Below are 25,925 nucleotides of genomic sequence, written 5' to 3' on the forward strand. Positions count from 1 at the left end.
ACGGAGCGTCCGCAGATGTCCAAGTTCAAGAAGTACCGCGTCGGCAGCAAGTTCAAGCTCTCGCGCATCGACCCCGACGATTCGCCCTTTCTCACGGGCGACGAGTCGGCCCAGCGCGCCGAGCTCGACACCCTGGCCGTCGAGCTGGACGAACTGCAGGACGTGCTGCACGCCGAAGGCCGGCGCAAGGTGCTGCTGGTGCTGCAGGGCATGGACACCAGCGGCAAGGACGGCACGGTGCGCTGGGTGTTCTCGCGCACCTCGCCGCTGGGCGTGCGGGTGACGGCCTTCAAGGCGCCGAGCGAGGACGAACGCGCGCACGACTACCTCTGGCGCTGCCACGCCGCCGTGCCGCGCACCGGCGAGATCATGGTGTGGAACCGCAGCCACTACGAGGACGTGCTGGTGCCCGTGGTCGAAGGCTGGATCGACGCCGACGAGGCCCGCCGCCGCTATGCGCAGATCAACGACTTCGAGCGGCTGCTCACCGAGACCGGCACGGTCGTCGTCAAGTGCATGCTGCACATCGACAAGGACGAGCAGCGCGAACGACTGCAGGCCCGCATCGACACGCCCGGCAAGCAATGGAAGTTCAGCATGGGCGACCTCGAGGTGCGCACCAAGTGGACCGACTACCAGAAGGCCTATCAGAACGCGCTGGCCGCCACCTCGAGCGAGCACGCGCCGTGGCACGTGATCCCGGCCAACAGCAAGCGGCACCGCAACATGATGATCGCGCAGCTGCTCGTGAAGACGCTGCGCGAGATGAAGCTCAAGCCCCCGCCGCCGGACCCGGCGCTCAAGGGCATGGTCGTGAAGTGAGCCCGGAGGGGCCGGCTCAGGAGCGGCGCACGGGCGCCGTCGGGCGCATCGGCGTCTGCGCCAGCACGCGGCAGTTGCCGAACTCGCAGCGCACGGCCCAGGCCACGCCGGTGGTGCACGGCACGCTGTAGCTCTCGTAGCCCGGGCCCTTGGCCGTCAGCTCGGCGCGCGGCTGCACGTTGCAGCGGCCGGCCTTGGCCAGGCGCTCGACGTTGTAGGTGTCGATGCCCGTGCGGCGCGGCTTGAGGGCGAGCACGGGGTTGAAGGTGTTGCCGTAGAACGTGTCCTGCACGTTCGGGTCGAGGTTGCGGTAGCCGCGCTTGGCCATGCAATGGACGATGGCGATCTGCTGGTGCTCGGCGATCAGCGCGCTGCTGGGGCGGGTGTTCCAGTCGATGACGGCGGCGCTGATGCCGGTGTACGAGGCCGCGGCGACGATGCCCTGGCCGTGCACCGTGATCAGGCCCAGGCCCAGCGCGGCCCACATGGCGTCACCCGACTCGCTGCGCGCGGTGATGCGGGTGGCGGCCGTGCGGCAGTCGGCCACGTCGCTGTCGTAGCGCACCTTGTCCACGCCTTCCATGGCCACCATGGGCACGTACGACATGCCGGTGCCCTGGCCGGGCCCGGTCGGCGGTGCGCTGGCGCATCCGGCCAGAACCACGGTGGCCAATGCAATGCTGAGCGGCAGCTTCATGGGAATCCCTCGTCCTCTTCGCGGTAGTTGCGAGGGATTTAACCATACATATAGTTACTCTTGAATCGACTTGTCGCGAATGAACGACGACCTCCGGCGGGGGCATCGGGGCGGCGATCCGGGGCCTGCGACAGGGCAAGGTACAGTTTTCACCCCTCCCCGGTTTCCCCTCCATGCCCTGTATTCCCCGGCTTTCCGCTCCCCACTTTCTCTCGATCGCACTCGCCGCCGCATCCTTCGGTGCCGCAGCCCAGCAGCCGCAACTTTCCGCTGTTGACCTGGCCCGCAAGAACGCCTGCATGGCCTGCCACGGCTTGGTGCACAAGCAGGTCGGGCCGGGCTTCGCGCAGATCGCCGAGCGCTACCGCGGCGACGCCGCCGCGCCGGCGCGGCTGGCCGAGAAGATCCGCAACGGCAGTGTCGGCACCTGGGGCCGCGTGATCATGCCGCGCCAGTCGCTGGTGTCGGAGGCCGACGCGCAGGTGCTCGCGCGCTGGGTGCTGGCGCAGCCGCAACAGCAGCAGCCACCCGCGCGCTGAATCGCCGCTCAGGTCGACAGCTGCGACGGCGCGGCCGACGCCACCCGGAAATCCGCCGGGAACGTCCAGCTGCCGGGCGCCTCGCGCTTGCCCAGCTGGCTCAATTGATAGCCCATGCCCCACACCGCGTGCAGCGACAGGCCGTGCGGCTGGTCGACATACAACCCGAGCTTGCGGCGCAGCTTCGACACGTTGGCGTCCAGCGTGCGCGAGCCGGCGGCCACGCCGCTTTGCCAGCCGATCATTTCCAGGTGCTCCCGGTCCAGCGGCCGGTTCATGTGGCGGAAGAATTCGGCCGCGAGGTCGAATTCGATCGGCGTCAGGCGAATCTCGGTGCCGGCCACGTCGACCATGTCGAACGGCGACAACAGGCTGAATTCCTGCCAGTCGAGGCTGCGCGGCACCACCGGCCGATTGCGCTGGCGCAGGAAGAATTCGAGCATGAAGTACATCTCCTCGAAGGTCGACGGCTCCGGCAGCACGGCGTCGTCGGGGCCGGCGTGCAACAGCGACAACCCGCGGATCTGCCGCTTGCGCGCGCTCATGATCAATGGCGTGTGGTAGCGCAGCGTTTCCCGCACCTGGCCCACGAGTTTTTGCACGCCGTCGGGCGCCGACGGAATTGAAAGCAGCAGCGCCTCGAAATTTCCGCTTGGCGCCACCTGCGAAATCAATTCGTCGACATGCGCAAATGCGACGGGCGTATAACCCAGCATCTTGACGGCACGACTGGCGTGCCACCGCGTTCGGGGAGAGGGGTCCAACACTGCAATGTGCGGGGAGTTTTGCTCAAACATTGAAAATTACCTTGCACACCGTGGCGTCACAAACTTCTATTTTTGCCCCGTTGGCGGGGAAATCGACTTTCATCATTCAACCCTTCAGGAATAAATTGCTCTGAATTGTTGAAGGCAGACGCATTTTTTTACGAATGCATTTACGGCCGGCGCAATTCCTTGGGAAGTGAATCTATTCCCAAATAAATTTCACAGGTATGAATGAAGAGAACAGAAATATGAGGATCGGGCACGGCGGCCACGCCATGCACCCATCCACCGGCCAGGGCGGCCGGGCCGGCGCCGCCCCGGTCAGCTGACGAGCAACGTGCCGTCTGCCGCGGCCTGCCCCTGCTGCAAGGCAAAGGTGCGCGGCGTGCAGCCGTACTTCTTGCGGAAGACGAGGCCGAAATAGGCCGGGTCCGCAAAGCCGCAGTCGTAGGCGACCTGGGCGACGAACCTGCGTGCGCCCTCGGGGCTGCGCAGCATGCGGGCCGCGGCCTCGAGCCGGTCGTTCTGCAGGGTTTCGAGAAAGGTCATGCCGCGGCCAGCCTTGGCGAACACCTTGTGCACGTAGCGCACCGACACGTTGAAGCTGACGGCCAGCTTCTGCGCGTCGATCTCGGTGTCGGCATGGTGCTCGCGAATCCAGGCCCGCATGCGGGCGTGCAGGTCGCCGTCGCGCGGCGACACGCGCTCGCCCAGCGCGCCCGGCTGCGCCCTCAGCCCGTTCTGTTCCAGCGAGAACGACAGCATCGACATCAGGTGCTCACCGAGCAGCTGGCGCTGCGCGGGGCTCTGGATGCTGCACAGGTGCTCGACGTCCAGCGCCCGCAGATAGCCCGACAGCATCCCGGCCCAGCCCTTGGCGCCGGCCAGCCGCAGGTCGGTGGACTGGTCCGCATGCGGCAGCCAGCGGTTCACCACCGCCTCCGACAGGCCCAGCGTCCATGAGTTGGTGGCCTCGGTCGAGCGCAGGCGCAGCGGCTGCCAGGAGTCGATCAGGACCATGTCGCCCGCAGCCAGTTCGATGCGCTGGCGCTGCTCGCTGATGGCCAGGCCGCCGTCGAGCTTGATCAGCAGGTGATAGGGATAGACCTCGGCGCCCATGAGCTGGCTCGGGCCCGTGCGCTCGATGGTCGCGCCGCTGCCGTGCACGCGCATGAAGGCCATCCCGGCCGTGTCGACGATGGTGAGTTCCTGCTGGAAGTGGCTGCGCTCGGGGCTGTCCAGCCGCCCCACGTGCGGGCCGATCTCGTCGGCCCAGAAGGCGAACCCGTCTTTGCGCGACACCATGCCGGTGTGAAAGCGCTGGATGCGACTGTCGGTGTCGGACATGCGGCACGCCCCTCTTCCTCCATGCAGCCGGCGCCACGCCAGAAGCCGCGGGTCACGAACGGGAACTCCCGATTTTTTCCTGACAGGTCCGCGTGGACCTCGGATAATTTTTACAAACGATAACAGAGATAACAGCCCGGGTGTTCGGGGGGATGACGCACCGCGCCCAACGGCGCAAGCCACGGTTCCAGGCCTTGCCGATCGCCGGTCGGCGGGCCGGTCCGGGCCCGCTTCGCCCTTCGGTCGGCGCTCGCGGCGGCAATTGCATCCGGATGTGACTCGCGACACATCCGCGCCGCGAAAGCGAATGTCAAAAGAGGGCGCGATTCGTAGCATTCCTTCGGATCGAACGTCAACCGGAACTCTCTCTACTGGGGATGAAATGGCTGCCTTGTTTTTCACGGAACTCGAACCTTTCGGCACGCGATGGCGCGCAGCGCTGGCGTCCTGCCTGCCAGCGCTGCGCCGCGACGCCGAAGTGGTGCGGCCTGCTTCTCCCCCGCCGCCGGCGGACCGGGTGTGTGCGCTGGTCTTCATCGCCAACCTCGCGCAGCTTGCCGACTCCGACGGCCCGGAGGTGGCGGCGGGCGTGAGCCGCGAGATCCGGCGCCGGCTCTTCGCGGCCTTCCCGCCGTCGGGCGACACCGACCTGAGCTGCCTGCGCGACGATTGCTTTCTGCTGCGAACCCGCCATGCGCGGCTGGACGACCTGCTGGCCGCGCTCGGGCGCGAGCCGATCCTCGTGAAGGGCATCGCCGCGCAGCCGCAGCTGCATGCCGACTGGATCGCACTGCGCGACAGCGGGCCGATGAGCCCGGCCGAGATCGAACTGGCGCTGTGGGCCGCACAACCGCATCCCGCGCCCACGGCCAGGGGGCGGCCTGCGGGCGACGTCGTGGTGGACGACATCGAGCACGTGTACGACCTGCGCATCGCGCGACAGGGAGATGCCCTGTGGCTGCGCGAGCGCTGTCTGCGAGGCGCCGAGGAACGGGCCCGGATCGACACGCTGTTCGCGCAGCTCCAGCCCGGCTGAGATGGCCTTGCCGTCTTCAGCCCGTCGCAGCCCGGCCCGGCGAAGGGGCGCCCGATGGCGAGTCGCCCCGGGGGCGCCGCACCGTCCTGTTCCTTGACCGCCGCCCGTGGATTCGCCCATGAGAACGAACCGCCGATGGTCTCGCAACCCCCTTGGCCATGTATCTCCATCCCCTGATCGCCAGCGTGCCGCCCGACGAGCGCGCCGCCTTGATTCGCAGCAGCGCGCTGCATTCCTACCGGCGCAACGAGATCGTGCTGCAGGCGGACACGCACACCGACCGCATCTACTGCGTGGCCACGGGCCTGCTGCGCGCGGTCGACAGGGACGTGACGACCGACTTCATCCGCCGGGGCGATTTCTTCCTCGGCCCCTCGCTGGGCGAGAACAGCTACCAGGCCACCTCGACGCTGGTGGCCGCCCTGCCCTCGTCGGTCTACCACCTGCCGGTGGCCGCGGTGCGCCGGCTGTGCGCGCTGTACCCCGAGGTGACCATGGGCCTGCTGGAGATCGCGATGAAGCGCGTCGCCATGGTGCGCGGGCAGTTGCGCCGCATCTCGTCGCTGTCGTCCGAAAGCCTCGTGAGCCGCGTGCTGCACGAGCTGACGCAGCTGGCGCCGGCCGCCACGGGCGGCTACGACAAGCGCATCACGCAGGCGGTGATCGCGTCGTACTCGGGGCTCTCGCGCGAGGTCGTCAACAAGACCATGCGCGACATGGAAAGCCGCGGGCTGGTGCGCCGCGACGACCAGGGCGTGCACGTGCCGCCGACCTTCGCCTCGACCGATTTCGGCAGCCTGCCGCCGGACGCCCACGAGCTCTCCGACGAGCTCTGTGCCTGGAACGGCGACAGCCCCGAAGCGCCATGACACGCCGCCTTCATCGGCCCTGACACAAGGACAGCACCGACGATGCCCAAAGGAATTCCGAACCCCGTCGACATGTATGGCATTTCGCCCCGCCCCTGGGGCTTCGAGGTGTCGCTCGTGCGAAACGGCGTGCGCTACGCGCGCCTCTTCGGCCACGCCAGCTACGGCGGCCCCCAGCAGGCGCTGCGACGCGCCCAGGCCTGGCGCGACACCATCGTGAAGGAGCATCCGCCGGTCGCGCGCAAGGACCGCGCGCAGACCCTGCGCAGCAACAACAAGACGGGCGAGCCCGGCGTCTTCAGCCGCCTGTCCGCGCAAGGCAAGCCGGTGGCCTGGCTGGCCAAGACCTACCTCGGGAACGAGGAAATCCTGCGCGCCGAATTCGACCTGGCCGACTGGGGCCCCGCGGCCCGCGCGCATGCCATCGGCGAGCGGCAACGCCAACTCGGCCGCATGGTCGGCCTCGCGCGGCTGCACCCCGCCGAAGAAGCCATCCGCCGGCGCCCGCCGCCCGACGACGAAGCGGCGCTGCCGCCCAAGCGCTCGAAGTCGGAGATCGTGCGACGCAACAACACGAGCGGCGTCAGCGGCGTGCAGTTCAAGACGCCGCGCGCGGGCCATCCCGGGTACTGGGTGGCGATCACCTACACGGCGGGCAAGGGCAGCGTGAGCAAGTCGTTCTCGGTGCGCACGCTCGGCCACGACGTGGCGCGCGACATGGCGATTGCCGAACGCCAGCAGCAGTTGCAGGCGAAGGCGTCGGACGACGACGCCTGAGCGCCGGCAGCGTCCTGACGAGGATTTGCAACACCGCCCTGGCGTGAAAGGCGCGATTTCATGCGCAGCTATTTGCGGGACACCACACCAGCTAGCGCTGGTTCTGCTGCTCGCTCCTGTGCGCAATGACCGCGTCGCGCACCGCGCGCTTCGGCGCCAGTTGCGGCTTGCCGCAACTGCTGCAGCGATAGAAGCGCAGGCCAGGCAGGAACTTCATCCACGACCGCCGGTGAATGCGTTCCAGGCCAGCCAGTCCGCATCGGCAGCGGACGAAAGGATTGCCGAATGCCGGGCCGGGCGCGCGGCCGTGGCGTGTCGTTGCGTACCCAGGAGCGTCGGTGTGCATGCGGGTCATCGTGCCGACCCACGGGCACGCCGCGCGCCCGACTGTGATCCCGCTCACTTGCCGCCGCAACAAATCTGCGCGCGGTGATCCGCGCCTAGGCGGCAGCGGGCTCCTGCGGCTCGCCCAGCGACAGCATCAACCGGTTGGCCCAGTTGAAGAAGGCCGCCCCATGCACGACGTCGGCAATCGCCAGGTCGTCCAGCCCCTGTGCGCGCAAGGCGTCGACGTGCGCGGGCCCGAAGGTCCACGGCGTGGCCGACAGCGCGACCGAGGCCTGCACGATCGCATTCCAGCGCGCGCCCAGCTCGGCCTGCACGCCCTCGTCGAGCAGGCGCTGCACGTCGTCCGCGCGCTGCGAGAAATGCGAGGCGAAACGCGCGTGCACCGATGCGCAGTAGATGCAGCCGTTGAAGCGCGAGGCCGCGGCGGCCGAGAGCTCGCGCTCGGCGCGTGGCAGGCCGGCGTCGGGGTTGTAGAAGATGTCCTTGTCGGTGCGGGTGCGCGCGCCAAGGATGTCGGGGTCGCGTGCCAGCAGGCGGAAGTACGGCGACTTGGCGCGCGACGCGTCGACGAGGCCTGCGTAGTGGCGCTCGGTCAGTTCGTCCTCGGGCAGCGGTTCGAGCCAGGGCAGCCATTCGAGCTGCGCCTGCGTGAAGGTGCGCGGATGCGTGTTGCCGGGATGGGTCAGTGTCGATTCAGTGCTCATGGGGCGCTCATGCAGAAGGGGTGGCCAGCGCGCGCAGGCCGATGACGACGCGGATCTGGAATGCGAGGAACGCCACCAGCTGCGACAAGGTGACGATCTCGGTGGTGCGCCATCCCGCGTCGAGCAGCGCCTGCAGCGCGGCCGGGCTGGCGTCGCGCGGGTGGAAGACGAGCAGGTGCGCATGCGCGAGGCCGGCCGACAGCCGTTCGCCCAGCACCGCGCGCTGCGCCGCATCGACGGCGTAGACCGGGCCGGCCACGTCCTCCACGCTCAGCGGACCTTCCGGATAACGGCCATACGGCCCTTGCGTGGCACCGCGTGCAACCTCGGCCTCGATGGCCTTTGCCACGCCCTGCCCCGCCAAGGCCTCGGTATAGAAGCGCGCCACCTCGGGTTGCCCGTGCAATCCGGCGACGAAGGCCGCGACGGCGAAACGGTCTGCGATCTCGAAGTGGCCGGCCACGGGCTCGGCCGGCGCGAACAGCGCCAGGTAGCTCTGCTGCGCCTGCGTGCGCGCCTGCTCGCGCTGCGCACGCAGCCGGTCGAGCGCGCTGCCGGGCGCGATACCCACCAGCTGGTCGATCACGTCGACAGCCTCGGGAACGGGAGAAGAAGAAACAACGGCATTCATGGAAGCAACAGCCTAGAGAAGCGCAAGCGATTGAAGGTCCGGCACGCCCGTGTCGCGCGCCCAGCCCAAGGCCGGTGCGACGACCGTGGCGGTCAGTTCGATGGAACGCAGGATGGCCGCGTGCGGCGGATCGACCGAATGCACCTGGCACACGAGGTCGGTCACGCGCGCGAGCGTGCGGTCAGCGCGCAGCGAGGCGATCACGTCGTCGGGCGAACCGACATGCACGTCGTACGCGGCGATCAGCTGGTCGAGCGGCGCATCGGCGCGGACGCGGTCGGCCAGGCCGATCTGCCCCGTGGCGGCGGCCTGCACCACCGCGCGGCGCAGCCCGGTCTCGGCCAGGCGCAACGCCTCCTTGCGGGTGTCCGCCACGAACACGCTGCGCGAACCCACGATGCGCGGCGTGCGCCCCGGCGGCAGTGCGGCCAGGTAGGCGTCGATGATCGGGTCCTGCAGGTCGGCCAGCGATGCATCGGGCGCCTGCGCAGTGCGCGGCTGCGTGCGCGAGAGCATCAGCCCGTCGCCGGCCGTGCCCGCGCGCGTGCCGCCGCCCACCGAGAACGTGGCCTGCCAGAGCCGGCCGAGCAGTTGCGCACCCGCCGGGTACAGCGTGTCGCCGCCGGGCAGCGGCCGGCCGGCCCAGGCCTCGCGCACCGTGGCGAGCTGCCGTTCGAACAGCGCCGCGCGGTCGTCGCTGTCCAGCCCGAAGGCCGCGAAGGACGCCGGCGTGCCGCCCGTGCCGACGCCCACTTCGAGCCGGCCGCCCGAGAGCAGGTCCAGCACGATCGCGTCTTCGGCCGTGCGCACCGCGTTCTCCAGCGGCAGCGTGACGATGCCCGTGCCCAGGCGGATGCGCCGCGTGCGCGAGGCCACATGGGCGAGGAAGACGAAGGGCGACGGCAGGCCGCCCTCGTGTTCATGGAAATGGTGCTGCGCCACCCAGGCGGAATCGAAGCCGAAGGCCTCGGCATGGGCGATCTGCGCAGTGACGAGGCGGTAGCGCTCGGCGGCGGGGGCATCGTCGAGCAGCCGGCTGAAGAAGCCGAGCCGCTTGCGCGGGGAAGTGAAGGTGCCGGGCATTCGAAGGCCTGTGGGGTCGAGAGCCTTCGAGTGTTGCGCCGCAGGCCGCTCGAATGGAACGCCGGTTTTCGCGTTTGCTTATGCGCTTTGCGCGCATCGCGCGTTCAGTGCGGCATCGCAGGTGATCGCCGTGTGAAGCGCCGCAGCCAGCTCACGCCCGCCCCGGCGCCGACGGCCATCAGCCCGGTGGTGGCCAGCATCGCCGCCGTGTGGAGCGCGACGGCGGCGAGCGCCGGCACGAGCGAACCACTCATCGCGCCCTTCGCTGCATCGCCCATGCACAGCGGGATCAGTGCCGGCACCAGCATCAGGCCGGCACCGTGCGCGGTGGACATCATGAAAGACCACAGCGCCAGCCCCGCATGCCCCGCCGGTGCACGTGCCATGGCAGGCAAGCGGCCCGACAGGTGAACAAGCGCGACCACCGCGAACAACCCGCCGGCCAGCCACTGCAGCAGGCCCCGGTCCATCGACAGGCCGAAGGCCACCGCAACGACCACGAGCGCCACCGAGGCGACATGCCCGACACCGATCGGCCACAGCGCCCGCAGCGCCTGCGCCCGGTCGTGCGCGCGCAGGCCCCAGGCGGCGGCGAACATCCAGCCGGTGGTGGGGTTCAGGCCGTGCAGGACGCCCATTCCCGCCACCGCCAGCCAGGGCCAGAGGCTTGCCATGGTGCGGACCGATCGACACGCCAGGTCGCGCGTTTTTCTTACGACTGCGCGTGGCAGCAACCACCCGCCGTCGCAACGGGCGCGGGCTCGTAACGGTCGTGGTGACGGATCCAGTCCATCGCGTAGGACGGGTTGTGCTCGTCGCGGCCCTTGGGCACGAGGTCGAGCATGTTGTAGGTGCCCATCATCACTTCCACGCCGCGACCGTAGGTCGAGTAGGTGTGGAACACGTCGCCGGCGTCGTCCTTGAAGAACACGCTGACGCCGGGCGCCTCCTCGCTCGGGAACGGCTGCTTCACGTAGTTGTAGGCGACCGCGCCGCTGGCCATTTCATCGGGCGTGAAGCTCACGCCGAAGTCGTGGTTGAAGTCGCTGTCGTGCGACGAGACCCAGGCGAACTGCCAGCCCATGCGCCGGCGGAAAGCCTCGATGCGGGCCAGCGGCGCGCGCGACACGGCCACCAGCGTGACGTCGCGGTGCTCGAGGTGCACGCGCATGCCGTCGGAATGGTCGGCCATGAACGAGCAGCTCTGGCAGCCCTGCTCCCAGTCGGGGCCGAACATGAAGTGCTGCACCAGCAGCTGGCGGCGGCCTTCGAACAGGTCGGCGAGCGGGCGGCGGCCCTGGGGCGTGTCGAAGACGTAGGCCTTCTCGACGCGCGTCCACGGCAGCGCGCGGCGCTCCTCGGCGATCCGATCACGCAGCTGGGTCAGTTCCTTCTCGCGCGCCAGCAACGACTTGCGCGCGTCGATCCAGCGCTCGGGGGTCACGACGGGGTGATTCACTGGGGTGTTCATGGTGTGTGCTCCTTGGCTTGTGTGTCGTTCAGGCCGTGGCCGTCTTCGGGCGCCGCACCGCGCGGACCTTGCTGGCCCGGCCGTCGCCGGCGTAGAAGAGCCCCGCGCCGTCGGACTCCAGGCCGCTCACGCCGACGCCGCTGGGCATTTCCAGCCGCGCGATCACGTCGCCGCTGGCGGGGTCGATGCGGCGGATGTCGCTCTGGTCGCCTTCCCAGGTGCCGTGCCAGAGTTCGCCGTCGACCCAGGTCACGCCGGTGACGAAGCGGTTCGACTCGATGGTGCGGCGGATCGCGCCGGTCGCCGGGTCGATCTGGTGGATCTTGCGGTCGCGGTACTCGCCCACCCAGAGGCTGCCTTCGGCCCAGGTGAGGCCCGAATCCGAGCCGTTGCCGGGCGCGGGAATCGAGGCCAGCACCTTGCCGGTGGCGGCGTCGATCTTGTCGATGCGCGCCTCGACGATCTGATAGAAGCAGGTGCCGTCGAAGGCAGTGCCAGCGTCGCAGGCGACGTCGATGCGGCGCGTGGCTTCGCCGCTCGCGGGGTCGAAGGCGACCAGTTGCCCGCCGGTGGCGGCCCACACCTGGTGGCCGTCGTGCGTCACGCCGTGAATGCGCTCCACGCCTTCGAACGGGCCGTATTCGCGCACGATCTGCGCGGCCTGCACCGCGCCTTCGAAACGGTCCTTGCCTGCCTTCTTGCTCTGACTGCTGTTGCTGCTGCTCATGGTGGGCTCCTGTAGGTGCGCCACGGGGTAGCGCATGAGCCCGACTCTATTCAATCGGCAGCGCGGCGGGGAGTAACAAGATCGTCGTGAATCCCGCCAGCGGCGGAGCCAGCCAGCGGCGCGCCCTGGCCTGCCCGATGGCACGCACGCGCCGCTCGGCCTCGAGTTCGGCCAACGCGCGCTGCACGGTGCGCTGGCTTGCGCCCAGCGCCAATGCAAGCGCCGAGGTCGACCAGGCCGCGCCGTCGGACAGCAGCGCCACCAGCGAGGCCTGCTCGCCGTCGATGGGCGGTGCCAGCACCACCACCGGACGCGCATCCAGAGGTTGGAGGATGAAGCCCTGCGGCGTGGCCTCGATGCGCGCCATCGGCTTGACGAGCGCGCGCAGCCGGCCGATCTCGACGCGCAGGCGCGCGCGGTGCGTTTCGTCGGGGTCGCGGGTGCGGAAGGCGTCAGCGATCAGCGCGTCGCGGTCGACATCGCCGGGCCAGGCTGCGGCCAGCGCACGCGCCAGCGAGAACAGCACGGGCCGGCGTGCGAGCGAACGCCAGGTGTCGCCGCCTCCGACGCCGCGGCGGCAGGCATCGACGACGAGCGCATCGGACGCGAGCAGCGCCTCGACCTCATCGAGGCGCAGGGCCTGTTCACCGCCTGCCGCGATGCGCCGGGCGGCGGGACGTTCGAGCGCGGCGCGTGCCTCCGCCACCTCGGCCAGCAGCGCCGGCACGCGCGCACGCAGGGCCGCGTCGTGCGCGCGGTCGAGCGCCGCGCGTGCCGCGGCGGTGCGCAGCGAACGCAAGGCCAGTTCCGCCGATGCCAGCTCGGCCACCGCCGACAGCAACGGCGGCAGGCTGTGCCCGTCGAGCAGCGACAGCGCGGCGGCGGCCTCGTCGAGCCGGCCGAGCAGCAGCAGCCGGCGTGCCGCAATGAGCCGCGCCTGCAGCGCATTGGCCAGGTCGTCGCGCGCCTCGAGCGTGGCCGCCGCCGCGGTCAGCGCGCGCGGCGAGCCGCCCAGGTCGCGCATCGCCAGCGCCACCTCGGCCTCGGCGACGACGCAACGTGCGCGCGCCAGTTCTTCGTGCGCGCCGAAGCCGCTCGCGGCACGCCGCAGCAGCTCGCGCGCACGCGGGTGCTCGCCGAGTTGGGCCATGGCGATGCCGCGCAGCGCGAGCGCCGGCGGGTCGTCGCGCAGGGCCACGCGCTTGAGAGCACCCAGCGCATCGCCGGCAGCGAGCGCGCGCGCGGAAGCGGCGATGAGGGAATCCATGGGGCGACAGGCTACAACACCGCCGGTGCGCCCCGGCCCGCCTCCTCACGAGGCGGCGTCTTCAGTCCAGCGAGATGCCGCGCTCACGGATCAGTGCGTGCCACTTCTTGGTCTCGGCGAAGGCGTAGGTCTTCATCAGCACGCTGTCGCTCGGCACCGGCTCCCAGCCGCCTTCCTGCAGCTTCTTGCGCACGCTCTCGTTGCCCACCGCCGCCTGCATCTCCTTCGAAAGGCGCTCCTGGATGGCGACGGGCGTGCTGGCGGGCACCACCAGCCCTTGCCACGCGTAGGCCTCCGAGTCCTTGAAGCCCTGCTCGCCCACCGTGGGCACGGCGGGCAGGATCGGCAGGCGCTTGGCGCTGAACGTCATCAGCGGAATGACCTTGCCCGACTGGATGGCGCTGAGCCCCGACGAGGTGTCCACCACCATCAACGGCACCTGCCCGCCCATCACGTCCTGCAGCGCGGGCGCGGCGCCGCGGTACGGCACATGCATCGTCGACAGGCCGCTTCGGCTCAGGAACAGCTCCATCGCCAGGTGGTGCGGGCTGCCGTTGCCCGGCGAGGCGTACGACAGCGTGCCCGGCTTGCTCTTGAGCTGCTCCATCAGGGCGCCGATCGTCTTGAGGCTCGTCGAGGGCGCCGCCACCAGCACGAGGGGCGTGCGCGCCATCAGGCCGAGCATCGCGAAGTCGCGGTCGACGGCGTAGGGCAGCTTCTTGTAGAGCGCGGGGTTGTACACGAGCACACCGTTGTCGGCCGTGAACACGGTGTAGCCGTCGCCCGGCGACCGGGCCGTGACCTCGGCGCCGATGATGGCGCCGGCACCGGCCCGGTTGTCGACGATCACCGGCTGGCCGGCCTGGATCGACATCTGCGCGCCGATGGTGCGGGCCAGGAAATCGCTGCCGCCACCGGCGGGGTAGCCGACGATCCACTTGATCGGCTTGGACGGAAAGGCCTGCGCCTGCGCTTGCGCGGGAGCCCCCGCGAAAGCCAGTGCGGCGGCCGCAAGCGAAAGAAAACCGCGGCGCGCAAGGCGATGAGAAACGGGCATGAACGATGTCTCCTGGCAGTGGTTGTTGTGATGGCGCTGCGATTGGATGCGAGCTTCATTCATGGTTCAATCAGATATTTCTTTCCTACTTATCGGACAAACCGATGAATGTCACGTTGCGCCAATTGCGCGCCTTCATCGCGGTGGCCCGCGCCGGCAGCGTGACCGAGGCCGCCCTGCGGCTGCACATCACGCAGTCGGCGCTGAGCGGCCTCATCAAGGACCTGGAATCGAACCTGGGCGTGCAGATGCTTCACCGCACGACGCGCAAGCTGCAGCTGTCCAGCGCGGGCGAGGTCTTCCTGCCGATGGCCGAGCGCATCCTGCAAGACCTGGGCATGGCGCTCGATGCGGTGTCCGACCTGCGCGAGCTGCGCACCGGCACCGTGCGCATCGCAGTGCCGCAGGTGATGGCGTGCACGGTCATGCCGGAAATCACGGCCGCCTTCGCCCGGAAGTACCCCGGCATCCGCGTGCGCCTGCAGGACTCGATGGTCGAAAGCGTGCTGGGCCGGCTCATCAACGGCGACGTGGACCTGGCCATCGGCCCCGAGCGCGACGCGCCGGCCAACGTGGTGACGCGCACGCTCTTCACCCTGCCCTTCCTCGCGGTGCTGCCCCCGGGGCATCCGCTCACCAAGAAGCAGCGGGTCGCCTGGAGCGACCTGGTCCGCTACCCCGTGATCTCGCTGCAGGGCGAGTACACGCAGCTGCTCAGTGCCGAGCTGTATGCATCGCCGGGCCGGCTGGAGTTCAGCCCGACGCATGAAGTCGCCTTCCTGACGACGGCGCTGAGCATGGTCGAGCACGGCCTGGGCGTGACCACCTGCCTGCCGTATGCGGGCGTGCTGCTGCAGCGCCAGCAACTCGAATTCCGTCCGCTCGTCACGCCCGTGCTCAGCCGCAAGTTCCAGGTGTGGCTCAACAAGGACCGGGGGCTCTCGCCGTCGGCGCAGGAGTTTCTGGACTTCCTGCTGCAGCACATCGAAGACCACCCGGCGCCCGAGGTGCGCGCGTTCCGCAAGGCGCGCTGATCACGCGCGCAGCGGGCCTCAGCTGCTGCCAGCGCCTGTCACGGGTGCCTGCACCCTCGCCGCCAGCCGCGTACCGCCATCGTCCGCATCGATCTGCAGCGTGCCGCCGATGCGCGCCATGCGCGCCTGCATGCTGCGCAGGCCCAGCCCGCCGATCGACGAGGCCATGGCCACTGCGTCGAAGCCCACGCCGTCGTCCTCGACGCTCAGCAGCACGCCCGCTTCGCCGTCGGCCATCAGCTGCACGCGCAGGGTCCGCGCGCGGCTGTGCTTCACCACGTTGGCCAGCGCCTCCTCGAGCAGGCGCGTGAGGCCCAGCACCTGGCGCGCAGACAGCGCACAGGGCCAGGCCGCGGGGGTCTGCCAGTGGCTGCGCACGCCCATCTCCTCGAACAGGCGGCCGAAGCGGTGGCGCATCGGCGCCAGCCATTGCGTGGGCGTGGCGGCGACCGGGGCCGCGCCGCCGCTGTGGGTGTCGATGATCTGGCGCAAGTCGTCGCGCAGCGACTTGAACATCGACAGGTACTGCGGCCGCTGCAGCGCCTCGCCCGACTGTTCCACCAGCGCGATCGAGCGCACCAGCGAGCTGCCCAGGCCGTCGTGCAGGTCGTGCGCCACGCTCAGGCGCTCGTGCAGCCGCACGTTGTCGAGCTCCAGGCGATGTTCGCGGCTGAGCGTGTCGGCCAGCTCGGTGCGCGCGCCGCGCACTTCGCGTGCGAGGTCGTCGTTGAAACTCTCGACGCGGCGCAGGCTGCGCGTGAAGCCGCCCGCCAGGATCAGCGACATGCCGATCATGATCAGCGGCGCCGTGACCACGGTGTAGCCGAAGCGGTCGTCGATGACGCGCAGGATCATCAACGCGTCGTGCACCGCGGCCACCAGGAAGCCGAAGGCGCACAGGGCCAGCAGCAGGTGCTCGGTCTTCTTCGTGTCGAGCGCGCGCAGGATGAACTGCACGCACACGGCCATGAAGAGCAGCGAGTACACGACGAACACCGCCAGCGTCGCGACCGACAGCGCAGGCTGCGGCAGCAGCGCGATCGCCGCCACGGCCAGCGCGGCCACGGCCCACAGTGCGCGGCTCAGGCGCGGAAAGCGCTGGCCGCCGAAGTGCCACATGAACATGCAGAAGCAGCTCACGTACAGGACCATCCAGGCCGTGATCCAGCGCGACCAGGCGTCGGTGGAGGCGAACGGCCACGGCAAGGTGCTGACCACCGTGTTGCTCGCGAACACCAGCCAGGCGATGGCGCTGAGCGCATACCAGCCGTAGGCGACCTCTTGCCGGCGCATGAGCCACAGCACGAGGAAGAAGCAACCCAGCGTGATCGAGATGACGAGGTTGACCGCGGGCAGCACGCGCGCGAACAGGCGGCGCTCGTCGTGGTACGCCACCGCCGCGTCCGCCGCGCCGAGCACCACGCGGCCCAGCCCCGAGCCGTACATGCTGCCGCCCACCACCTGCACCCACAGCGTGTTGGTGCCTGGGTTCAGCGCGGCGGCCGGCAGGAAGAAGACGCGCGGCGTGTTCCAGCTGCGGCTCAGCGGCTCGACCAGGCTGGCGTCGCGCCAGAGCAGGTTGTCGTTCAGCGAGATCGCGCCGGCCATGCTCAGGTAGTCGAAGGCCACGCCCAGCTGCGGCGCGTCGTCGCGGCCCGCGCAGGGGCGCTGCCAGTCGATGCGGTACCACACGATGCCCTCGAAGCCGGACCAGCGCGAGGCCCAGTGGTCGGGCAGCGTCACCGGCTGCCAGCCGTCGATGGGCGGCGGTGCTTCAGGCCCCGCGCCGGCGGTGGCGCGCACGGCCCGCACGCTGTCGATGTGCGGCGCGCACGCCTCGGCTGCCCATGCCGTGTGCGCGAACAACCACCACAGGCTCAGGCCAGCAAGCCACGCGAACGCGCTGCGAAAACGGCGCGCGTGCGCGAGGAAACGGTGAGCTTGCGGTAGATGTTCTTGATGTGGCATTCGACGGTGTGCCGCGACAGGAAAATCTGCTCGGCTATCTCGCGGTTGGTCAGGCCTTCGGCAACCAGCTGGAGGATCTGCAGTTCGCGCGCGGTCAGCACATCTTCGCCGACGCGCCCCGGCGTGGCCGGCGGCGCCTGCGTCAGGTCGAGGATGCGGCGCGCGATGAAGGGATCGATCGGCGCCCCGCCGCGCAGCACGCTGCGGATCGACAGCAGCAGCTCCAGGTCGTCGCGCTCCTTGAGCACGTAGCCGGTGGCGCCGGCGCGCAGCGCGTTGAGGATCAGGTCGTCGGTGCTCCAGGCGGAGATCACGAGGATGCCGGGGCCGTCGTCGGCGCTCATTGCCGCACCGGTCGGCGCGCTCATCTGCGCGATCAGCTCCACGCCGTTGCCGTCGGGCAGGCCCAGGTCGACCAGCGCCAGCGCGAACGGCTGGCGCGCGAGTTCGATGCGCGCATCGGCCAGCGTGGCCGCGAGCACCAGCACGTCGTTGCCGTAGCCCAGCTGGTTCAGGATGCCGACGATGCGCCGCTGCATCAGCGCGTCGTCCTCGACGATGAGCACGGGCGCCGGCAGGTCGGGACTGGGCGGCGGCGTCATCGCCGGGCCGTCGGGGTGGGGAGAGAAAGCGGACATCAGGACGGTTCGGACAAGGTGGGAAGCATGCCCGAATCATCACCCAGGCTTCGCGCGCGAGGCTGCAGTGTCCCCTCGCGGCGGCGCTGCGGCCATCACCAGATCTGGGGGTTCTGGTGGCACGGCGCGGCATCGGTCGGCCTTCGCCTACAGACAGGCACCACGCGAGCGGACATGGTGGGGCCATGACACATCCGATCGAACTCATCATCGACGAGCCGGCTCCCGGATCCTTTGTCTGGCGGCTGCTCGAAACCGACACCGACGGTGCGCATCCCACCGTCCTTCGCTGCGCCTTCGACCCGGTCGAGAGCTACGAGCTCGCCCTGGCCTCGGGACAGCGCGCCCTGCGCAGCGAGATGCGCGCGCACGGCACTACGACAGAAGGCCACTGAGCGTCAGCATGCGCTGACGGCGGCTTCGCGAGGCGTCCTACCGCTCTCGCGCCGTCGGTTCCTAGGATGGTTTTCGGGCGCCGGTTCTCTTGCGCTTGTCGCAACGAGGCAACCGCCGGCGCCTTCAAGGAGATGACCATGCAAAGAAAGCTCATGTGGATGTGCGCCGCTGCCGTGTCCTGTCTCACGGCCGTCTCGGCACAAGCGCAAGTGAACCCGCCGCCCGCGGCCACGGTCGATCCGGCGGTCGCCGAATACAAGGCGGCCCGCGACAAGATCTCGGCCGACTACAAGACCGACCGCGCCGCGTGCGATGCCATGAAGGACAACGCCAAGGACGTCTGCGTCGAGGAAGCCAAGGGCAAGGAAAAGATCGCCAAGGCCGAACTCGACCAGAAGATGAAGCCCAGCGACGGCAACGCCCGCAAGGTGGCCGAAGCCAAGGTCGAAGTGGCCTACAGCATCGCCAAGGAAAAATGCGACGACCAGAAGGGCGAGGCCAAGTCGACCTGCGTGAAGCAGGCCAAGGCCGATGAAAGCAAGGGCATGGCCGAAGTCAAGGCGATGAAGAAGTAACCAGCCGGGCCGCAGCCCTTCCCGTTGGCGCTGGCCGGGGGCGGTCGCATACTCGACAGATGCCCTCCTCTTCCACGCGTCCACGGGTCTACCTCGCCGGCCCCGACGTGTTCCGGCCCGACGCCGCGCAGTACTTTGCCGCGCTGGCCCTGGCCTGCGACGCGCTCGGCATGACGGCCGTGCCGCCGTTCGACGGCAAGGCGGCCGGCCCCGACCCCGCGCGCCGGATCTACGAGGAAAACATGAAGCTGCTGCGGTCGGCGGACGGCGTCATTGCCAACCTCGCGCCGTTTCGCGGGCTGGAGCCCGACTCGGGCACGGTGTTCGAGGTCGGCGTGGCCATTGCGCTCGGCCTTCCGGTGGCCGCCTATGGCGTTCCGCCGGGCACCTATGCGCAGCGCGCCGCCACGGCCGGCGTCGTCGGCCGCGACCCGGACGGCAGCCTGCGCGACCCCGAGGGCACGCTGATCGAAGATTTCGGGCTGCCGCTGAACCTGATGCTGGCCTGTTCGGTGCGCTTTGCAGACCTGGCGACCGACGCCTTGCGGGTGCTGGCCGAGGTGTTGGGGTCTGCGCCCGCCCAGCGGCAGTGAGCCGAAATTCGTGAAATAAGTCACAAATCAAAGGCAGGACATCACCAATTCTGGGGAGAAAGCCCCGAGAAGTAAGCCTTTCAGCCTCTTTTTGCGTTGGACACGCCAACGCCCCAAAAAGGAGGCCCGGATGCCCCCCTCAGATCAACAAGCAGTTTTCGAAGCGGCGGGCCGCCTGGGTTCCATGGAGGTCCTGACCACGCAGACCAGCGCCGTCGTCTCGATGCTGCGCGCGCTGTACGCCGCGCACCCCGAGCCGGCCAAGGTCCGGTTCCACTTCGACCGGCTGATCGGACAACTCCTGACCAGCCCCTACCTCAGTCACGACCCGGATCACGCGTTGATCCTCCAGGACACGGCCGCGACCCTCATGCGGCCACCGCTCGAATCCGACCCGGTGCGCTGAGCATCGGATGCACACCCAGGAGACACTGCAATGAGTTTTGAAAAAATCAAGCTTCGGTTCGGCCGGTCGTTCCGTCGCGGCGATCGCGTCGTCTGCGAAGGCCGGCTCGGCACCATCACCGGAGCGACCTATCCGCATGTGCGGGTGCGCTTCGACGGACGGCAGATTGCGGTGCCTTGCGATCCTTGTGAACTGCATCTGGGCGCGGCGCCGATCGCGACGCTGTCCGCGCTCGAACCGCAGCCGTCCTGAAGACATCGCCTCGCCTTTTCGGCGGGCAGCCACGCGTTGCAAGCGGACGCAAAAAAGCCCCGACTGGCGGGGCTCTTTTGGGCTGTTTGATCACTGCAAGGTGATCAGGAAGCCAATCCTGGCGGAACCGGAGGGATTCGAACCCTCGATGAGGCTCTACACCCCATACTCCCTTAGCAGGGGAGCACCTTCGGCCACTCGGTCACAGTTCCTGAAAGCAACCGCAATTATGCCATTACTTAAGCGCTCGGTTGGTCCAGATCGAACGCTTTATGCAGTGCGCGCACTGCCAATTCCATATATTTTTCGTCGATCACGACCGAGGTCTTGATTTCGCTGGTCGAGATCATCTGGATGTTGATGCCCTCTTCGCTCAACACACGGAACATCTTGCTCGCGACACCCACGTGGCTGCGCATGCCGATGCCCACGATGCTGACCTTGCAGATCTTGGTGTCGCCCACGATTTCGGTGGCGCCCAGCGAAGGCATCACCTTCGACTCCAGCAGTTCGACCGTGCGCGCGAACTCGTTGCGATGCACGGTGAAGCTGAAGTCGGTCTTGCCGTCCTTGCTGAGGTTCTGGATGATCACGTCGACCTCGATGTTGGCGTCTGCCACGGCACCGAGGATGTGGTACGCGATGCCCGGCTTGTCGGGCACGCCGAGCACCGAGATCTTGGCTTCGTCGCGATTGAATGCGATGCCGGATACGACGGCTTGTTCCATGTTTTCGTCTTCCTCGAAAGTGATCAGCGTGCCGGACTTGGCCTCTTCATTGATGTCGATGTCCCATGCGGTGAAGCTCGAGAGCACACGCAGCGGCACCTTGTACTTGCCGGCGAATTCCACCGAGCGGATTTGCAGCACCTTGGAGCCCAGGCTGGCCATCTCGAGCATCTCTTCGAAGCTCACGGTGGTCAGGCGGCGCGCGTCGGGCTCGACGCGCGGGTCGGTGGTGTAGACGCCGTCGACGTCGGTGTAGATCAGGCACTCGCTGGCCTTCATGGCCGCCGCGATGGCCACGGCCGAGGTGTCGCTGCCGCCACGGCCCAGCGTGGTGATGTTGCCTTCGTCGTCCACGCCCTGGAAGCCGGTGATGACCACCACGCGACCGGCTGCGAGGTCGGCGCGCACCTTGGCGTCGTCGATGCTCTCGATGCGGGCCTTGGTGTACGAGTTGTCGGTGCGCACCGACACCTGCCAGCCCGCGTAGCTCACCGACTCCACGCCCTCGGCCTGCAGCGCCATGGCCAGCAGTGCCGACGACGCCTGTTCGCCGGTGGAGGCGAGCATGTCGAGTTCGCGGTGATAGGCCACGCCGGGTTTGCCCGGGGAGAGCTCCTTGGCAAGACCGAGCAGGCGGTTGGTTTCGCCGCTCATGGCGCTGGGCACCACGATCATCTGGTGACCCGCACGCGCCCATTTGGCGACGCGCTTGGCGACATTGCGGATGCGCTCGGTCGAGCCCATCGACGTGCCGCCGTATTTGTGAACGATCAATGCCATGGATGAAATCAGAGAAAGATAAAGGGCCGCCTGGAAAGCGGCGCCCTGCAAGCCGTCAGAGCGAAGTCTTCAGCGAGGGCGGGGCATTGTACCAATGCAGCCGCTCTCCCCTGCGCTCGGCGAAGCCCGCGCCCACCTTGAGGTGGATGCGGTGGCCGCGCGTGGTGCAGGCGCGGACCTGGTCCAGCAGCTGGTCGAGCTGCGCCGCGCTCGGTGCGCAGCCGTGTGACTGCATGAGCCAGTGGCGTAGCACGTTGGCTTGCCGCGCGCGGGACAGCGCCTGCAGCGGCCGCAGCTGCGGCGGTTCACCGACCACGGCCAGGTCTTGCGCCGCCAGTTCGCTCAGCAGCTGCTGGGCCTGCGCAGCGTGGCCGATGCTGCGCGCAAAGGTGGCGCGAAACTGGGGAAAAGCTTCTGCCAATGCAGGCAGCAGCACGGCGCGAATGCGGTTGCGGGTGTAGCGCGCGTCGGCGTTGCTCGGGTCTTCGATCCAAGGCAATTGCTGCTGCGCCAGCCAGCTGCGGATGTCGGCCGCCGGCACCGCGAGCAGCGGTCGGTGGATGTTCAATCCGTCGCGCACGGCATGCGCCGGCATGGCCGCCAGGCCCGGCAGGCCAGCGCCGCGGGACAGCGCCAGCAGCAGCGTCTCGACCTGGTCATCGGCATGGTGCCCCAGTGCGATGGACGACACCGCGGGCCGCGCGCCGTCGGCCCGTGCCATGGCCGCATACGCGTCATAACGTGCGCGCCGCGCCGCATCCTCGGGGCTGTCGCCCGGCGCATGCCGCGCATCGACGCGGTGTGTGACCAACGGCACACCGAGCCGCTCGCAGACCTGCGCGCACTGCCGCTCGAAGTCGTCGGCCGCCGCCTGCAGGCCGTGATGCACATGGAAGGCGATCACCTGCCCCGGCCATCGCGCCGCGCAGGCCGCGAGCAAGGCGGTCGAATCCGCGCCGCCGCTGAAGCCGACGGCCAGCGGCAGGCTCGCCGGTTCGAACGCGGCCATGGCGCGTTCGAAGGCTTCGCTCATGATGGAAAAGGGAAAGCCGCTCAGCGGCTGTTGTCGGCCTTGGTGTCGTTGAACCGGCCGTAGCTCTGCAGGCGCTCGTAGCGGCGGTCCAGCAGTTCTTTCGTCTTCAGGTCGCTGACCTGGCGGAAGGCGTCGTTGAGCGCGCGCTTGAGGAACGCGGCCATCTGGCGATGGTCGCGGTGCGCGCCGCCGACGGGTTCGTTGACGATCTTGTCGACCAGGCCCAGCGCCTTCAGGCGGTGCGCCGTGATGCCCAGTGCATCTGCAGCTTCCTGCGCCTTGTCGCTGGTCTTCCAGAGAATGGACGCGCAGCCTTCGGGGCTGATCACCGAGTAGATCGAGTACTGCAGCATCACGAGCTGGTCGCCGACCGAAATGGCCAGCGCGCCGCCCGAGCCGCCTTCACCGATGATGGTGACGATGATGGGTACCTCGAGCTGCGCCATCTCGAAGATGTTGCGGCCGATGGCTTCCGACTGGCCGCGCTCTTCGGCGTCGATGCCGGGGTAGGCGCCGGGCGTGTCCACGAAGGTGAACACCGGCAGCTTGAACTTCTCGGCCGTCTTCATGAGACGCAGCGCCTTGCGGTACCCCTCGGGCTTGCTCATGCCGAAGTTGCGCGCGGTGCGCTCCTTCGTGTCGCGGCCCTTCTGGTGACCGAGCACCATGCAGGGCACGCCGTTGAAGCGCGCCAGGCCACCGACGATCGACAGGTCGTCCGAGAAGTGGCGGTCGCCATGCAGCTCGACGAAGTCCGTGAAGATCTCGTTGACGTAGTCGAGCGTATAAGGGCGCTCCGGATGCCGTGCGATCTTGGTGATCTGCCAGGGCGTCAGGTCGCTGTAGATGTCTTTGGTGAGTTGCTGGCTTTTCTTGCCGAGCTGATCGATTTCTTCCGAGATGTCGACCGCCGATTCAGTCTGTACATAACGCAGTTCTTCGATCTTTGTTTCGAGTTCAGCAATGGGCTGCTCGAAGTCGAGGAAGGTTCGTTTCGCCAACGTCTTCTCCTGTTTATTTCATCAATTGACCGGCCATCCGGCTCTTTTGCATTTATTCCAGAAACACCGAGGAACCGGCTTTGCCGGGCCTGCGGTGTTGCCCCCTCGAAGGGGGTTGGCGAAGCGACACGAAGTGCGCGAAGCCTGGGGGTGATCCTTAGTAAACGACCGGCACGGGGTCCAGCGATCGCCAAATATACCAAGTCGCCACGCTGCAATACGGCGCCCAGGCCACGGCGACATCGCGGGCATCGCTGCGGCTGACCGGGTCGCCCGAAAAATAGTTCACGCTGATGCCGTTGAGCAGGCCCTGATCGTCGACCGGCAGCACGTTCGGGCGCATCAGGTGAAAGATGAGGAACATCTCGGCGGTCCAGCGGCTGATGCCGCGGATGGCCACGAGCTCTTCGATGATGAGCTCGTCCGACATGTCTTTCCAGCGGTCGACGTGCACGGTGCCCGAATCGAAATTCAGGGCCAGGTCAACCAGATATTCGATCTTGCGCGCCGACAGTCCGGCGCCGCGCATGTCGTCGACCTTGAGCTTGAGCACGTTGGCCGGCGTCAGCTTGCGCGGCAGCGCCGCGAACTTGTCCCAGGTCGACTGCGCGGCCTTCACCGAGATCTGCTGGCCCACGATGCTGCGCGCCAGCGTGGTGAAGGCGTCGCCACGCGATTCGAGGCAGGCCTCGCCGAACTTCGGAATGAGCCGCTTCATCACGCGGTCTTTCTTGGCCAGGTGCTTGCAGGCTTCCTCCCAATAGTCCGGCGTGTAGATGCGCACGCTGGTCTGCTGGGTGGCGGGTACGGGGTTCGTCGTTCCGTTCACTGTGCAGCCGCCCAGGTCGTTCCCGTGGGCGAATCCTTGAGCACGATGCCCTGCTCGAGGAGTTCCTGGCGAATGCGATCGGCCTCGGCGAAATTCTTCGCCGCCTTGGCCGCCGCGCGTGCATCGATCTTCGACTGGATGGTGGCTTCGTCGAGCGTGGTGCCGGCTTGCAGGAACGCCTTCGGATCGCCTTGCAGCAAGCCCAGCGTGCCGGCCAGCGCCTTGAGCAGGCCCGCGGTGTCTGCGGATTTCGTGCGATTGACTTCGCCGGCCAGCTCGAACAGCACGGCGATGGCTTCGGGCGTGCCGAAGTCTTCGTCCATCGCCGCCTTGAAACGCGCCGCATGGGGCTGCGTCCAGTCGATGGCCACGGTCGCGGGCGCCACCAGGTCGAGGGCGGTATACAGGCGCTTGAGCGAGTTGCGGGCGTCGTCGAGGTGCGCGTCGCTGTAGTTCAGCGCGCTGCGGTAATGCGTGCGCACGAGGAAGAAACGCAGGCTTTCGGCGTCGTACTTCTGCAGCACTTCGCGGATGGTGAAGAAGTTGCCCAGGCTCTTGGACATCTTCTCGTTGTCCACGCGCACGAAGCCGTTGTGCACCCAGAAGCGCGACAGCGGCTTGCCATTGGCGCCTTCGCTCTGCGCGATTTCGTTCTCGTGGTGCGGGAACTGCAGGTCGGCGCCGCCGCCATGGATGTCGAAAGTCTCGCCGAGCGTGGCGCAGCTCATGGCCGAGCACTCGATGTGCCAGCCCGGACGGCCGGTGCCGAAGGGGCTGTCCCACTTGGCGTCGTCAGGCTCGGTCGGCTTGGCGGATTTCCAGAGCACGAAGTCGAGCGGGTCCTGCTTGCCGTCGAGCACCGCGACGCGTTCGCCGGCGTGCAGTTCGTCGAGCGACTTGCCCGAGAGCTTGCCGTAGCCGGGGAACTTGCGCACGGCGTAGTTCACGTCGCCGTTGTCCGAGCGGTAGGCCAGGCCCTTGCGTTCCAGCGTCTCGATGATGCCGAGCATCTGCGGCACGTATTCGGTGGCGCGCGGCTCGATGGTCGGCGGCTCGATGCGCAGCGCACCGATGTCCTCGTGCATGGCCGCGATCACCTCGTCGGTCAGCGCGCGGATGGTGATGCCGCGCTGGACCGCGCGGGCGATGATCTTGTCGTCGATGTCGGTGATGTTGCGCACGTAGGTCACGGCATAGCCGCTGGCGCGCAGCCAGCGCTGCACCACGTCGAACGCCATCATCATGCGGGCGTGGCCGATGTGGCACAGGTCATAGACGGTCATGCCGCACACGTACATGCGAACCTGTCCAGGTTGCAGGGGGGAGAAATCCTCCAATTCACGCGACAGCGTGTTGTAGATGCGCAGACTCATGGGACTCGGAAAGCGTTGATTCGCGCACGTGCGGTACGGGCGAGCAACGGTGTATTTCAGGGGTGACGGGGGGCGTGGCTACGAGGGGTTCGACGTGGCCCCTCGGCTACAATGCGACGCAGTATAAACGGCTGCCGCCGCGCAGCATCCGGGTGTTCTCCAGGCCCCCGCTCTCCC

30 protein-coding genes and 1 tRNA gene are annotated in these 25,925 nt (G+C 68.3%); 11 read left to right on the forward strand and 20 right to left on the reverse strand.

Annotated elements, in window-relative coordinates:
- Nucleotides 1–15 precede the first annotated feature (15 nt).
- Nucleotides 16–822 (forward strand): polyphosphate kinase 2 family protein, encoded by an 807-nt coding sequence (locus AC1RAD_RS14900; RefSeq protein ID WP_492735611.1) that lies wholly within the window; start codon nucleotides 16–18, stop codon nucleotides 820–822.
- 16 nt (nucleotides 823–838) lie between these two features.
- Here AC1RAD_RS14900 and AC1RAD_RS14905 read toward each other — a convergent pair whose 3' ends face one another.
- Nucleotides 839–1,519, reverse strand: a complete 681-nt coding sequence (locus AC1RAD_RS14905) for a hypothetical protein (protein WP_369647252.1) — start codon at nucleotides 1,517–1,519, stop codon at nucleotides 839–841.
- 173 nt (nucleotides 1,520–1,692) lie between these two features.
- Between AC1RAD_RS14905 and AC1RAD_RS14910 the strand changes: the two genes are divergently transcribed.
- Nucleotides 1,693–2,058: a c-type cytochrome gene (locus tag AC1RAD_RS14910; RefSeq protein WP_139705347.1), complete on the forward strand. Its 366-nt coding sequence runs from the start codon at nucleotides 1,693–1,695 to the stop codon at nucleotides 2,056–2,058.
- An 8-nt stretch (nucleotides 2,059–2,066) separates the two neighbouring features.
- On the opposite strand, the gene AC1RAD_RS14915 is transcribed toward AC1RAD_RS14910, so the two are convergent.
- Complete coding sequence (locus AC1RAD_RS14915) at nucleotides 2,067–2,855, reverse strand: winged helix-turn-helix transcriptional regulator (protein ID WP_492735614.1); 789 nt, start codon at nucleotides 2,853–2,855, stop codon at nucleotides 2,067–2,069.
- Nucleotides 2,856–3,146: 291 nt separating this feature from the next.
- A complete protein-coding gene (locus AC1RAD_RS14920; protein ID WP_492735616.1) occupies nucleotides 3,147–4,172 on the reverse strand; it encodes an AraC family transcriptional regulator in 1,026 nt (341 codons plus the stop codon).
- Between the two features lie 382 nt (nucleotides 4,173–4,554).
- On the opposite strand from AC1RAD_RS14920, the gene AC1RAD_RS14925 reads away from it, so the two are divergent.
- The 3 genes from AC1RAD_RS14925 (at nucleotide 4,555) to AC1RAD_RS14935 (ending at nucleotide 6,854) form a co-directional block, all read left to right on the forward strand.
- Nucleotides 4,555–5,208 carry a hypothetical protein gene (locus tag AC1RAD_RS14925; protein WP_354343480.1) on the forward strand — a complete coding sequence of 218 codons (654 nt, stop codon included), beginning with the start codon at nucleotides 4,555–4,557 and terminating at the stop codon, nucleotides 5,206–5,208.
- A 158-nt stretch (nucleotides 5,209–5,366) separates the two neighbouring features.
- On the forward strand, nucleotides 5,367–6,077 hold the full coding sequence (locus AC1RAD_RS14930; RefSeq protein WP_095745057.1) for a Crp/Fnr family transcriptional regulator: 711 nt from the start codon (nucleotides 5,367–5,369) through the stop codon (nucleotides 6,075–6,077).
- 42 nt (nucleotides 6,078–6,119) lie between these two features.
- A complete protein-coding gene (locus AC1RAD_RS14935) occupies nucleotides 6,120–6,854 on the forward strand; it encodes an AP2 domain-containing protein (protein WP_492735618.1) in 735 nt (244 codons plus the stop codon).
- A 91-nt stretch (nucleotides 6,855–6,945) separates the two neighbouring features.
- On the opposite strand, the gene AC1RAD_RS14940 is transcribed toward AC1RAD_RS14935, so the two are convergent.
- The 9 genes from AC1RAD_RS14940 to AC1RAD_RS14980 all read right to left on the reverse strand — a co-directional run bounded on the left by AC1RAD_RS14940 (nucleotide 6,946) and on the right by AC1RAD_RS14980 (nucleotide 14,142).
- Complete coding sequence (locus tag AC1RAD_RS14940) at nucleotides 6,946–7,071, reverse strand: hypothetical protein (RefSeq protein ID WP_447743699.1); 126 nt, start codon at nucleotides 7,069–7,071, stop codon at nucleotides 6,946–6,948.
- 223 nt (nucleotides 7,072–7,294) lie between these two features.
- The gene (locus AC1RAD_RS14945; protein WP_492735619.1) at nucleotides 7,295–7,906 is read right to left on the reverse strand and encodes an alkylhydroperoxidase domain protein; all 612 of its coding nucleotides are present in this window, start codon (nucleotides 7,904–7,906) and stop codon (nucleotides 7,295–7,297) included.
- Nucleotides 7,907–7,913: 7 nt separating this feature from the next.
- Complete coding sequence (locus AC1RAD_RS14950; RefSeq protein WP_492735621.1) at nucleotides 7,914–8,537, reverse strand: CMD domain protein; 624 nt, start codon at nucleotides 8,535–8,537, stop codon at nucleotides 7,914–7,916.
- Between the two features lie 12 nt (nucleotides 8,538–8,549).
- Entirely contained in the window at nucleotides 8,550–9,620 is a 1,071-nt protein-coding gene (locus AC1RAD_RS14955) for a putative FMN-dependent luciferase-like monooxygenase (RefSeq protein WP_492735623.1), read from the reverse strand.
- A gap of 104 nt (nucleotides 9,621–9,724) precedes the next feature.
- Complete coding sequence (locus tag AC1RAD_RS14960) at nucleotides 9,725–10,294, reverse strand: hypothetical protein (protein WP_492735625.1); 570 nt, start codon at nucleotides 10,292–10,294, stop codon at nucleotides 9,725–9,727.
- A gap of 38 nt (nucleotides 10,295–10,332) precedes the next feature.
- Nucleotides 10,333–11,091, reverse strand: a complete 759-nt coding sequence (locus AC1RAD_RS14965) for a DUF899 domain-containing protein (RefSeq protein WP_492735627.1) — start codon at nucleotides 11,089–11,091, stop codon at nucleotides 10,333–10,335.
- Nucleotides 11,092–11,119: 28 nt separating this feature from the next.
- The gene (locus AC1RAD_RS14970) at nucleotides 11,120–11,818 is read right to left on the reverse strand and encodes a Vgb family protein (protein ID WP_159272073.1); all 699 of its coding nucleotides are present in this window, start codon (nucleotides 11,816–11,818) and stop codon (nucleotides 11,120–11,122) included.
- Nucleotides 11,819–11,864: 46 nt separating this feature from the next.
- The gene (locus AC1RAD_RS14975) at nucleotides 11,865–13,085 is read right to left on the reverse strand and encodes a helix-turn-helix domain-containing protein (protein ID WP_492735629.1); all 1,221 of its coding nucleotides are present in this window, start codon (nucleotides 13,083–13,085) and stop codon (nucleotides 11,865–11,867) included.
- A 61-nt stretch (nucleotides 13,086–13,146) separates the two neighbouring features.
- A complete protein-coding gene (locus AC1RAD_RS14980; RefSeq protein ID WP_492735630.1) occupies nucleotides 13,147–14,142 on the reverse strand; it encodes a Bug family tripartite tricarboxylate transporter substrate binding protein in 996 nt (331 codons plus the stop codon).
- Between the two features lie 104 nt (nucleotides 14,143–14,246).
- On the opposite strand from AC1RAD_RS14980, the gene AC1RAD_RS14985 reads away from it, so the two are divergent.
- On the forward strand, nucleotides 14,247–15,176 hold the full coding sequence (locus AC1RAD_RS14985) for a LysR family transcriptional regulator (RefSeq protein ID WP_492735632.1): 930 nt from the start codon (nucleotides 14,247–14,249) through the stop codon (nucleotides 15,174–15,176).
- An 18-nt stretch (nucleotides 15,177–15,194) separates the two neighbouring features.
- Here AC1RAD_RS14985 and AC1RAD_RS14990 read toward each other — a convergent pair whose 3' ends face one another.
- Together AC1RAD_RS14990 and AC1RAD_RS14995 are read right to left on the reverse strand one after the other, a co-directional pair.
- Entirely contained in the window at nucleotides 15,195–17,042 is a 1,848-nt protein-coding gene (locus AC1RAD_RS14990; RefSeq protein ID WP_492735634.1) for a sensor histidine kinase, read from the reverse strand.
- An 11-nt stretch (nucleotides 17,043–17,053) separates the two neighbouring features.
- Entirely contained in the window at nucleotides 17,054–17,782 is a 729-nt protein-coding gene (locus AC1RAD_RS14995; protein WP_492735636.1) for a LuxR C-terminal-related transcriptional regulator, read from the reverse strand.
- A 185-nt stretch (nucleotides 17,783–17,967) separates the two neighbouring features.
- On the opposite strand from AC1RAD_RS14995, the gene AC1RAD_RS15000 reads away from it, so the two are divergent.
- The 5 genes from AC1RAD_RS15000 to AC1RAD_RS15020 all read left to right on the forward strand — a co-directional run bounded on the left by AC1RAD_RS15000 (nucleotide 17,968) and on the right by AC1RAD_RS15020 (nucleotide 20,004).
- Nucleotides 17,968–18,177 carry a hypothetical protein gene (locus tag AC1RAD_RS15000; protein WP_139705507.1) on the forward strand — a complete coding sequence of 70 codons (210 nt, stop codon included), beginning with the start codon at nucleotides 17,968–17,970 and terminating at the stop codon, nucleotides 18,175–18,177.
- 138 nt (nucleotides 18,178–18,315) lie between these two features.
- The gene (locus AC1RAD_RS15005; protein ID WP_492695875.1) at nucleotides 18,316–18,753 is read left to right on the forward strand and encodes a hypothetical protein; all 438 of its coding nucleotides are present in this window, start codon (nucleotides 18,316–18,318) and stop codon (nucleotides 18,751–18,753) included.
- 59 nt (nucleotides 18,754–18,812) lie between these two features.
- Nucleotides 18,813–19,346, forward strand: a complete 534-nt coding sequence (locus tag AC1RAD_RS15010; RefSeq protein WP_095745045.1) for a nucleoside 2-deoxyribosyltransferase — start codon at nucleotides 18,813–18,815, stop codon at nucleotides 19,344–19,346.
- Between the two features lie 130 nt (nucleotides 19,347–19,476).
- Nucleotides 19,477–19,752 (forward strand): hypothetical protein, encoded by a 276-nt coding sequence (locus AC1RAD_RS15015; RefSeq protein WP_492735638.1) that lies wholly within the window; start codon nucleotides 19,477–19,479, stop codon nucleotides 19,750–19,752.
- 30 nt (nucleotides 19,753–19,782) lie between these two features.
- Nucleotides 19,783–20,004: a hypothetical protein gene (locus AC1RAD_RS15020; protein WP_492735640.1), complete on the forward strand. Its 222-nt coding sequence runs from the start codon at nucleotides 19,783–19,785 to the stop codon at nucleotides 20,002–20,004.
- A 119-nt stretch (nucleotides 20,005–20,123) separates the two neighbouring features.
- On the opposite strand, the gene AC1RAD_RS15025 is transcribed toward AC1RAD_RS15020, so the two are convergent.
- From AC1RAD_RS15025 to cysS, 6 genes are all read right to left on the reverse strand, one after another.
- Nucleotides 20,124–20,216 (reverse strand) — tRNA-Ser (locus tag AC1RAD_RS15025).
- A 27-nt stretch (nucleotides 20,217–20,243) separates the two neighbouring features.
- A complete protein-coding gene (locus tag AC1RAD_RS15030; RefSeq protein WP_062480939.1) occupies nucleotides 20,244–21,512 on the reverse strand; it encodes an aspartate kinase in 1,269 nt (422 codons plus the stop codon).
- A gap of 55 nt (nucleotides 21,513–21,567) precedes the next feature.
- Nucleotides 21,568–22,545 (reverse strand): tRNA lysidine(34) synthetase TilS, encoded by a 978-nt coding sequence (gene tilS, locus AC1RAD_RS15035; RefSeq protein ID WP_492735642.1) that lies wholly within the window; start codon nucleotides 22,543–22,545, stop codon nucleotides 21,568–21,570.
- Between the two features lie 20 nt (nucleotides 22,546–22,565).
- On the reverse strand, nucleotides 22,566–23,546 hold the full coding sequence (locus AC1RAD_RS15040) for an acetyl-CoA carboxylase carboxyltransferase subunit alpha (protein ID WP_056582036.1): 981 nt from the start codon (nucleotides 23,544–23,546) through the stop codon (nucleotides 22,566–22,568).
- Nucleotides 23,547–23,703: 157 nt separating this feature from the next.
- Nucleotides 23,704–24,375, reverse strand: coding sequence for a DNA-3-methyladenine glycosylase family protein (locus tag AC1RAD_RS15045; RefSeq protein WP_095947831.1), 672 nt, complete (start codon nucleotides 24,373–24,375; stop codon nucleotides 23,704–23,706).
- The gene (gene cysS / locus AC1RAD_RS15050; RefSeq protein WP_095947832.1) at nucleotides 24,372–25,748 is read right to left on the reverse strand and encodes a cysteine--tRNA ligase; all 1,377 of its coding nucleotides are present in this window, start codon (nucleotides 25,746–25,748) and stop codon (nucleotides 24,372–24,374) included. The genes AC1RAD_RS15045 and cysS overlap by 4 nt, the downstream gene beginning before the upstream one ends.
- Nucleotides 25,749–25,925: the final 177 nt, after the last annotated feature.

Source organism: Variovorax sp. GW823-FHT04B03, from assembly GCF_058796495.1.

Coding starts and splice junctions, on each gene's coding strand:
- AC1RAD_RS14965 (WP_492735627.1), bottom strand. CDS start 11,091: ATGAACACCCCAGTGAATCACCCCGTCGTGACCCCCGAGCGCTGGATC.
- AC1RAD_RS14930 (WP_095745057.1), top strand. CDS start 5,367: ATGTATCTCCATCCCCTGATCGCCAGCGTGCCGCCCGACGAGCGCGCC.
- cysS (WP_095947832.1), bottom strand. CDS start 25,748: ATGAGTCTGCGCATCTACAACACGCTGTCGCGTGAATTGGAGGATTTC.
- AC1RAD_RS14945 (WP_492735619.1), bottom strand. CDS start 7,906: ATGAGCACTGAATCGACACTGACCCATCCCGGCAACACGCATCCGCGC.
- AC1RAD_RS15030 (WP_062480939.1), bottom strand. CDS start 21,512: ATGGCATTGATCGTTCACAAATACGGCGGCACGTCGATGGGCTCGACC.
- AC1RAD_RS14975 (WP_492735629.1), bottom strand. CDS start 13,085: ATGGATTCCCTCATCGCCGCTTCCGCGCGCGCGCTCGCTGCCGGCGAT.
- AC1RAD_RS14935 (WP_492735618.1), top strand. CDS start 6,120: ATGCCCAAAGGAATTCCGAACCCCGTCGACATGTATGGCATTTCGCCC.
- AC1RAD_RS14925 (WP_354343480.1), top strand. CDS start 4,555: ATGGCTGCCTTGTTTTTCACGGAACTCGAACCTTTCGGCACGCGATGG.
- AC1RAD_RS14985 (WP_492735632.1), top strand. CDS start 14,247: ATGAATGTCACGTTGCGCCAATTGCGCGCCTTCATCGCGGTGGCCCGC.
- AC1RAD_RS14920 (WP_492735616.1), bottom strand. CDS start 4,172: ATGTCCGACACCGACAGTCGCATCCAGCGCTTTCACACCGGCATGGTG.
- AC1RAD_RS15005 (WP_492695875.1), top strand. CDS start 18,316: ATGCAAAGAAAGCTCATGTGGATGTGCGCCGCTGCCGTGTCCTGTCTC.
- tilS (WP_492735642.1), bottom strand. CDS start 22,545: ATGAGCGAAGCCTTCGAACGCGCCATGGCCGCGTTCGAACCGGCGAGC.
- AC1RAD_RS14950 (WP_492735621.1), bottom strand. CDS start 8,537: ATGAATGCCGTTGTTTCTTCTTCTCCCGTTCCCGAGGCTGTCGACGTG.
- AC1RAD_RS14995 (WP_492735636.1), bottom strand. CDS start 17,782: ATGTCCGCTTTCTCTCCCCACCCCGACGGCCCGGCGATGACGCCGCCG.
- AC1RAD_RS14915 (WP_492735614.1), bottom strand. CDS start 2,855: ATGTTTGAGCAAAACTCCCCGCACATTGCAGTGTTGGACCCCTCTCCC.
- AC1RAD_RS15010 (WP_095745045.1), top strand. CDS start 18,813: ATGCCCTCCTCTTCCACGCGTCCACGGGTCTACCTCGCCGGCCCCGAC.
- AC1RAD_RS14940 (WP_447743699.1), bottom strand. CDS start 7,071: ATGAAGTTCCTGCCTGGCCTGCGCTTCTATCGCTGCAGCAGTTGCGGC.
- AC1RAD_RS14900 (WP_492735611.1), top strand. CDS start 16: ATGTCCAAGTTCAAGAAGTACCGCGTCGGCAGCAAGTTCAAGCTCTCG.
- AC1RAD_RS15015 (WP_492735638.1), top strand. CDS start 19,477: ATGCCCCCCTCAGATCAACAAGCAGTTTTCGAAGCGGCGGGCCGCCTG.
- AC1RAD_RS15000 (WP_139705507.1), top strand. CDS start 17,968: ATGACACATCCGATCGAACTCATCATCGACGAGCCGGCTCCCGGATCC.
- AC1RAD_RS14955 (WP_492735623.1), bottom strand. CDS start 9,620: ATGCCCGGCACCTTCACTTCCCCGCGCAAGCGGCTCGGCTTCTTCAGC.
- AC1RAD_RS14960 (WP_492735625.1), bottom strand. CDS start 10,294: ATGGCAAGCCTCTGGCCCTGGCTGGCGGTGGCGGGAATGGGCGTCCTG.
- AC1RAD_RS14980 (WP_492735630.1), bottom strand. CDS start 14,142: ATGCCCGTTTCTCATCGCCTTGCGCGCCGCGGTTTTCTTTCGCTTGCG.
- AC1RAD_RS15020 (WP_492735640.1), top strand. CDS start 19,783: ATGAGTTTTGAAAAAATCAAGCTTCGGTTCGGCCGGTCGTTCCGTCGC.
- AC1RAD_RS14905 (WP_369647252.1), bottom strand. CDS start 1,519: ATGAAGCTGCCGCTCAGCATTGCATTGGCCACCGTGGTTCTGGCCGGA.
- AC1RAD_RS14910 (WP_139705347.1), top strand. CDS start 1,693: ATGCCCTGTATTCCCCGGCTTTCCGCTCCCCACTTTCTCTCGATCGCA.
- AC1RAD_RS14970 (WP_159272073.1), bottom strand. CDS start 11,818: ATGAGCAGCAGCAACAGCAGTCAGAGCAAGAAGGCAGGCAAGGACCGT.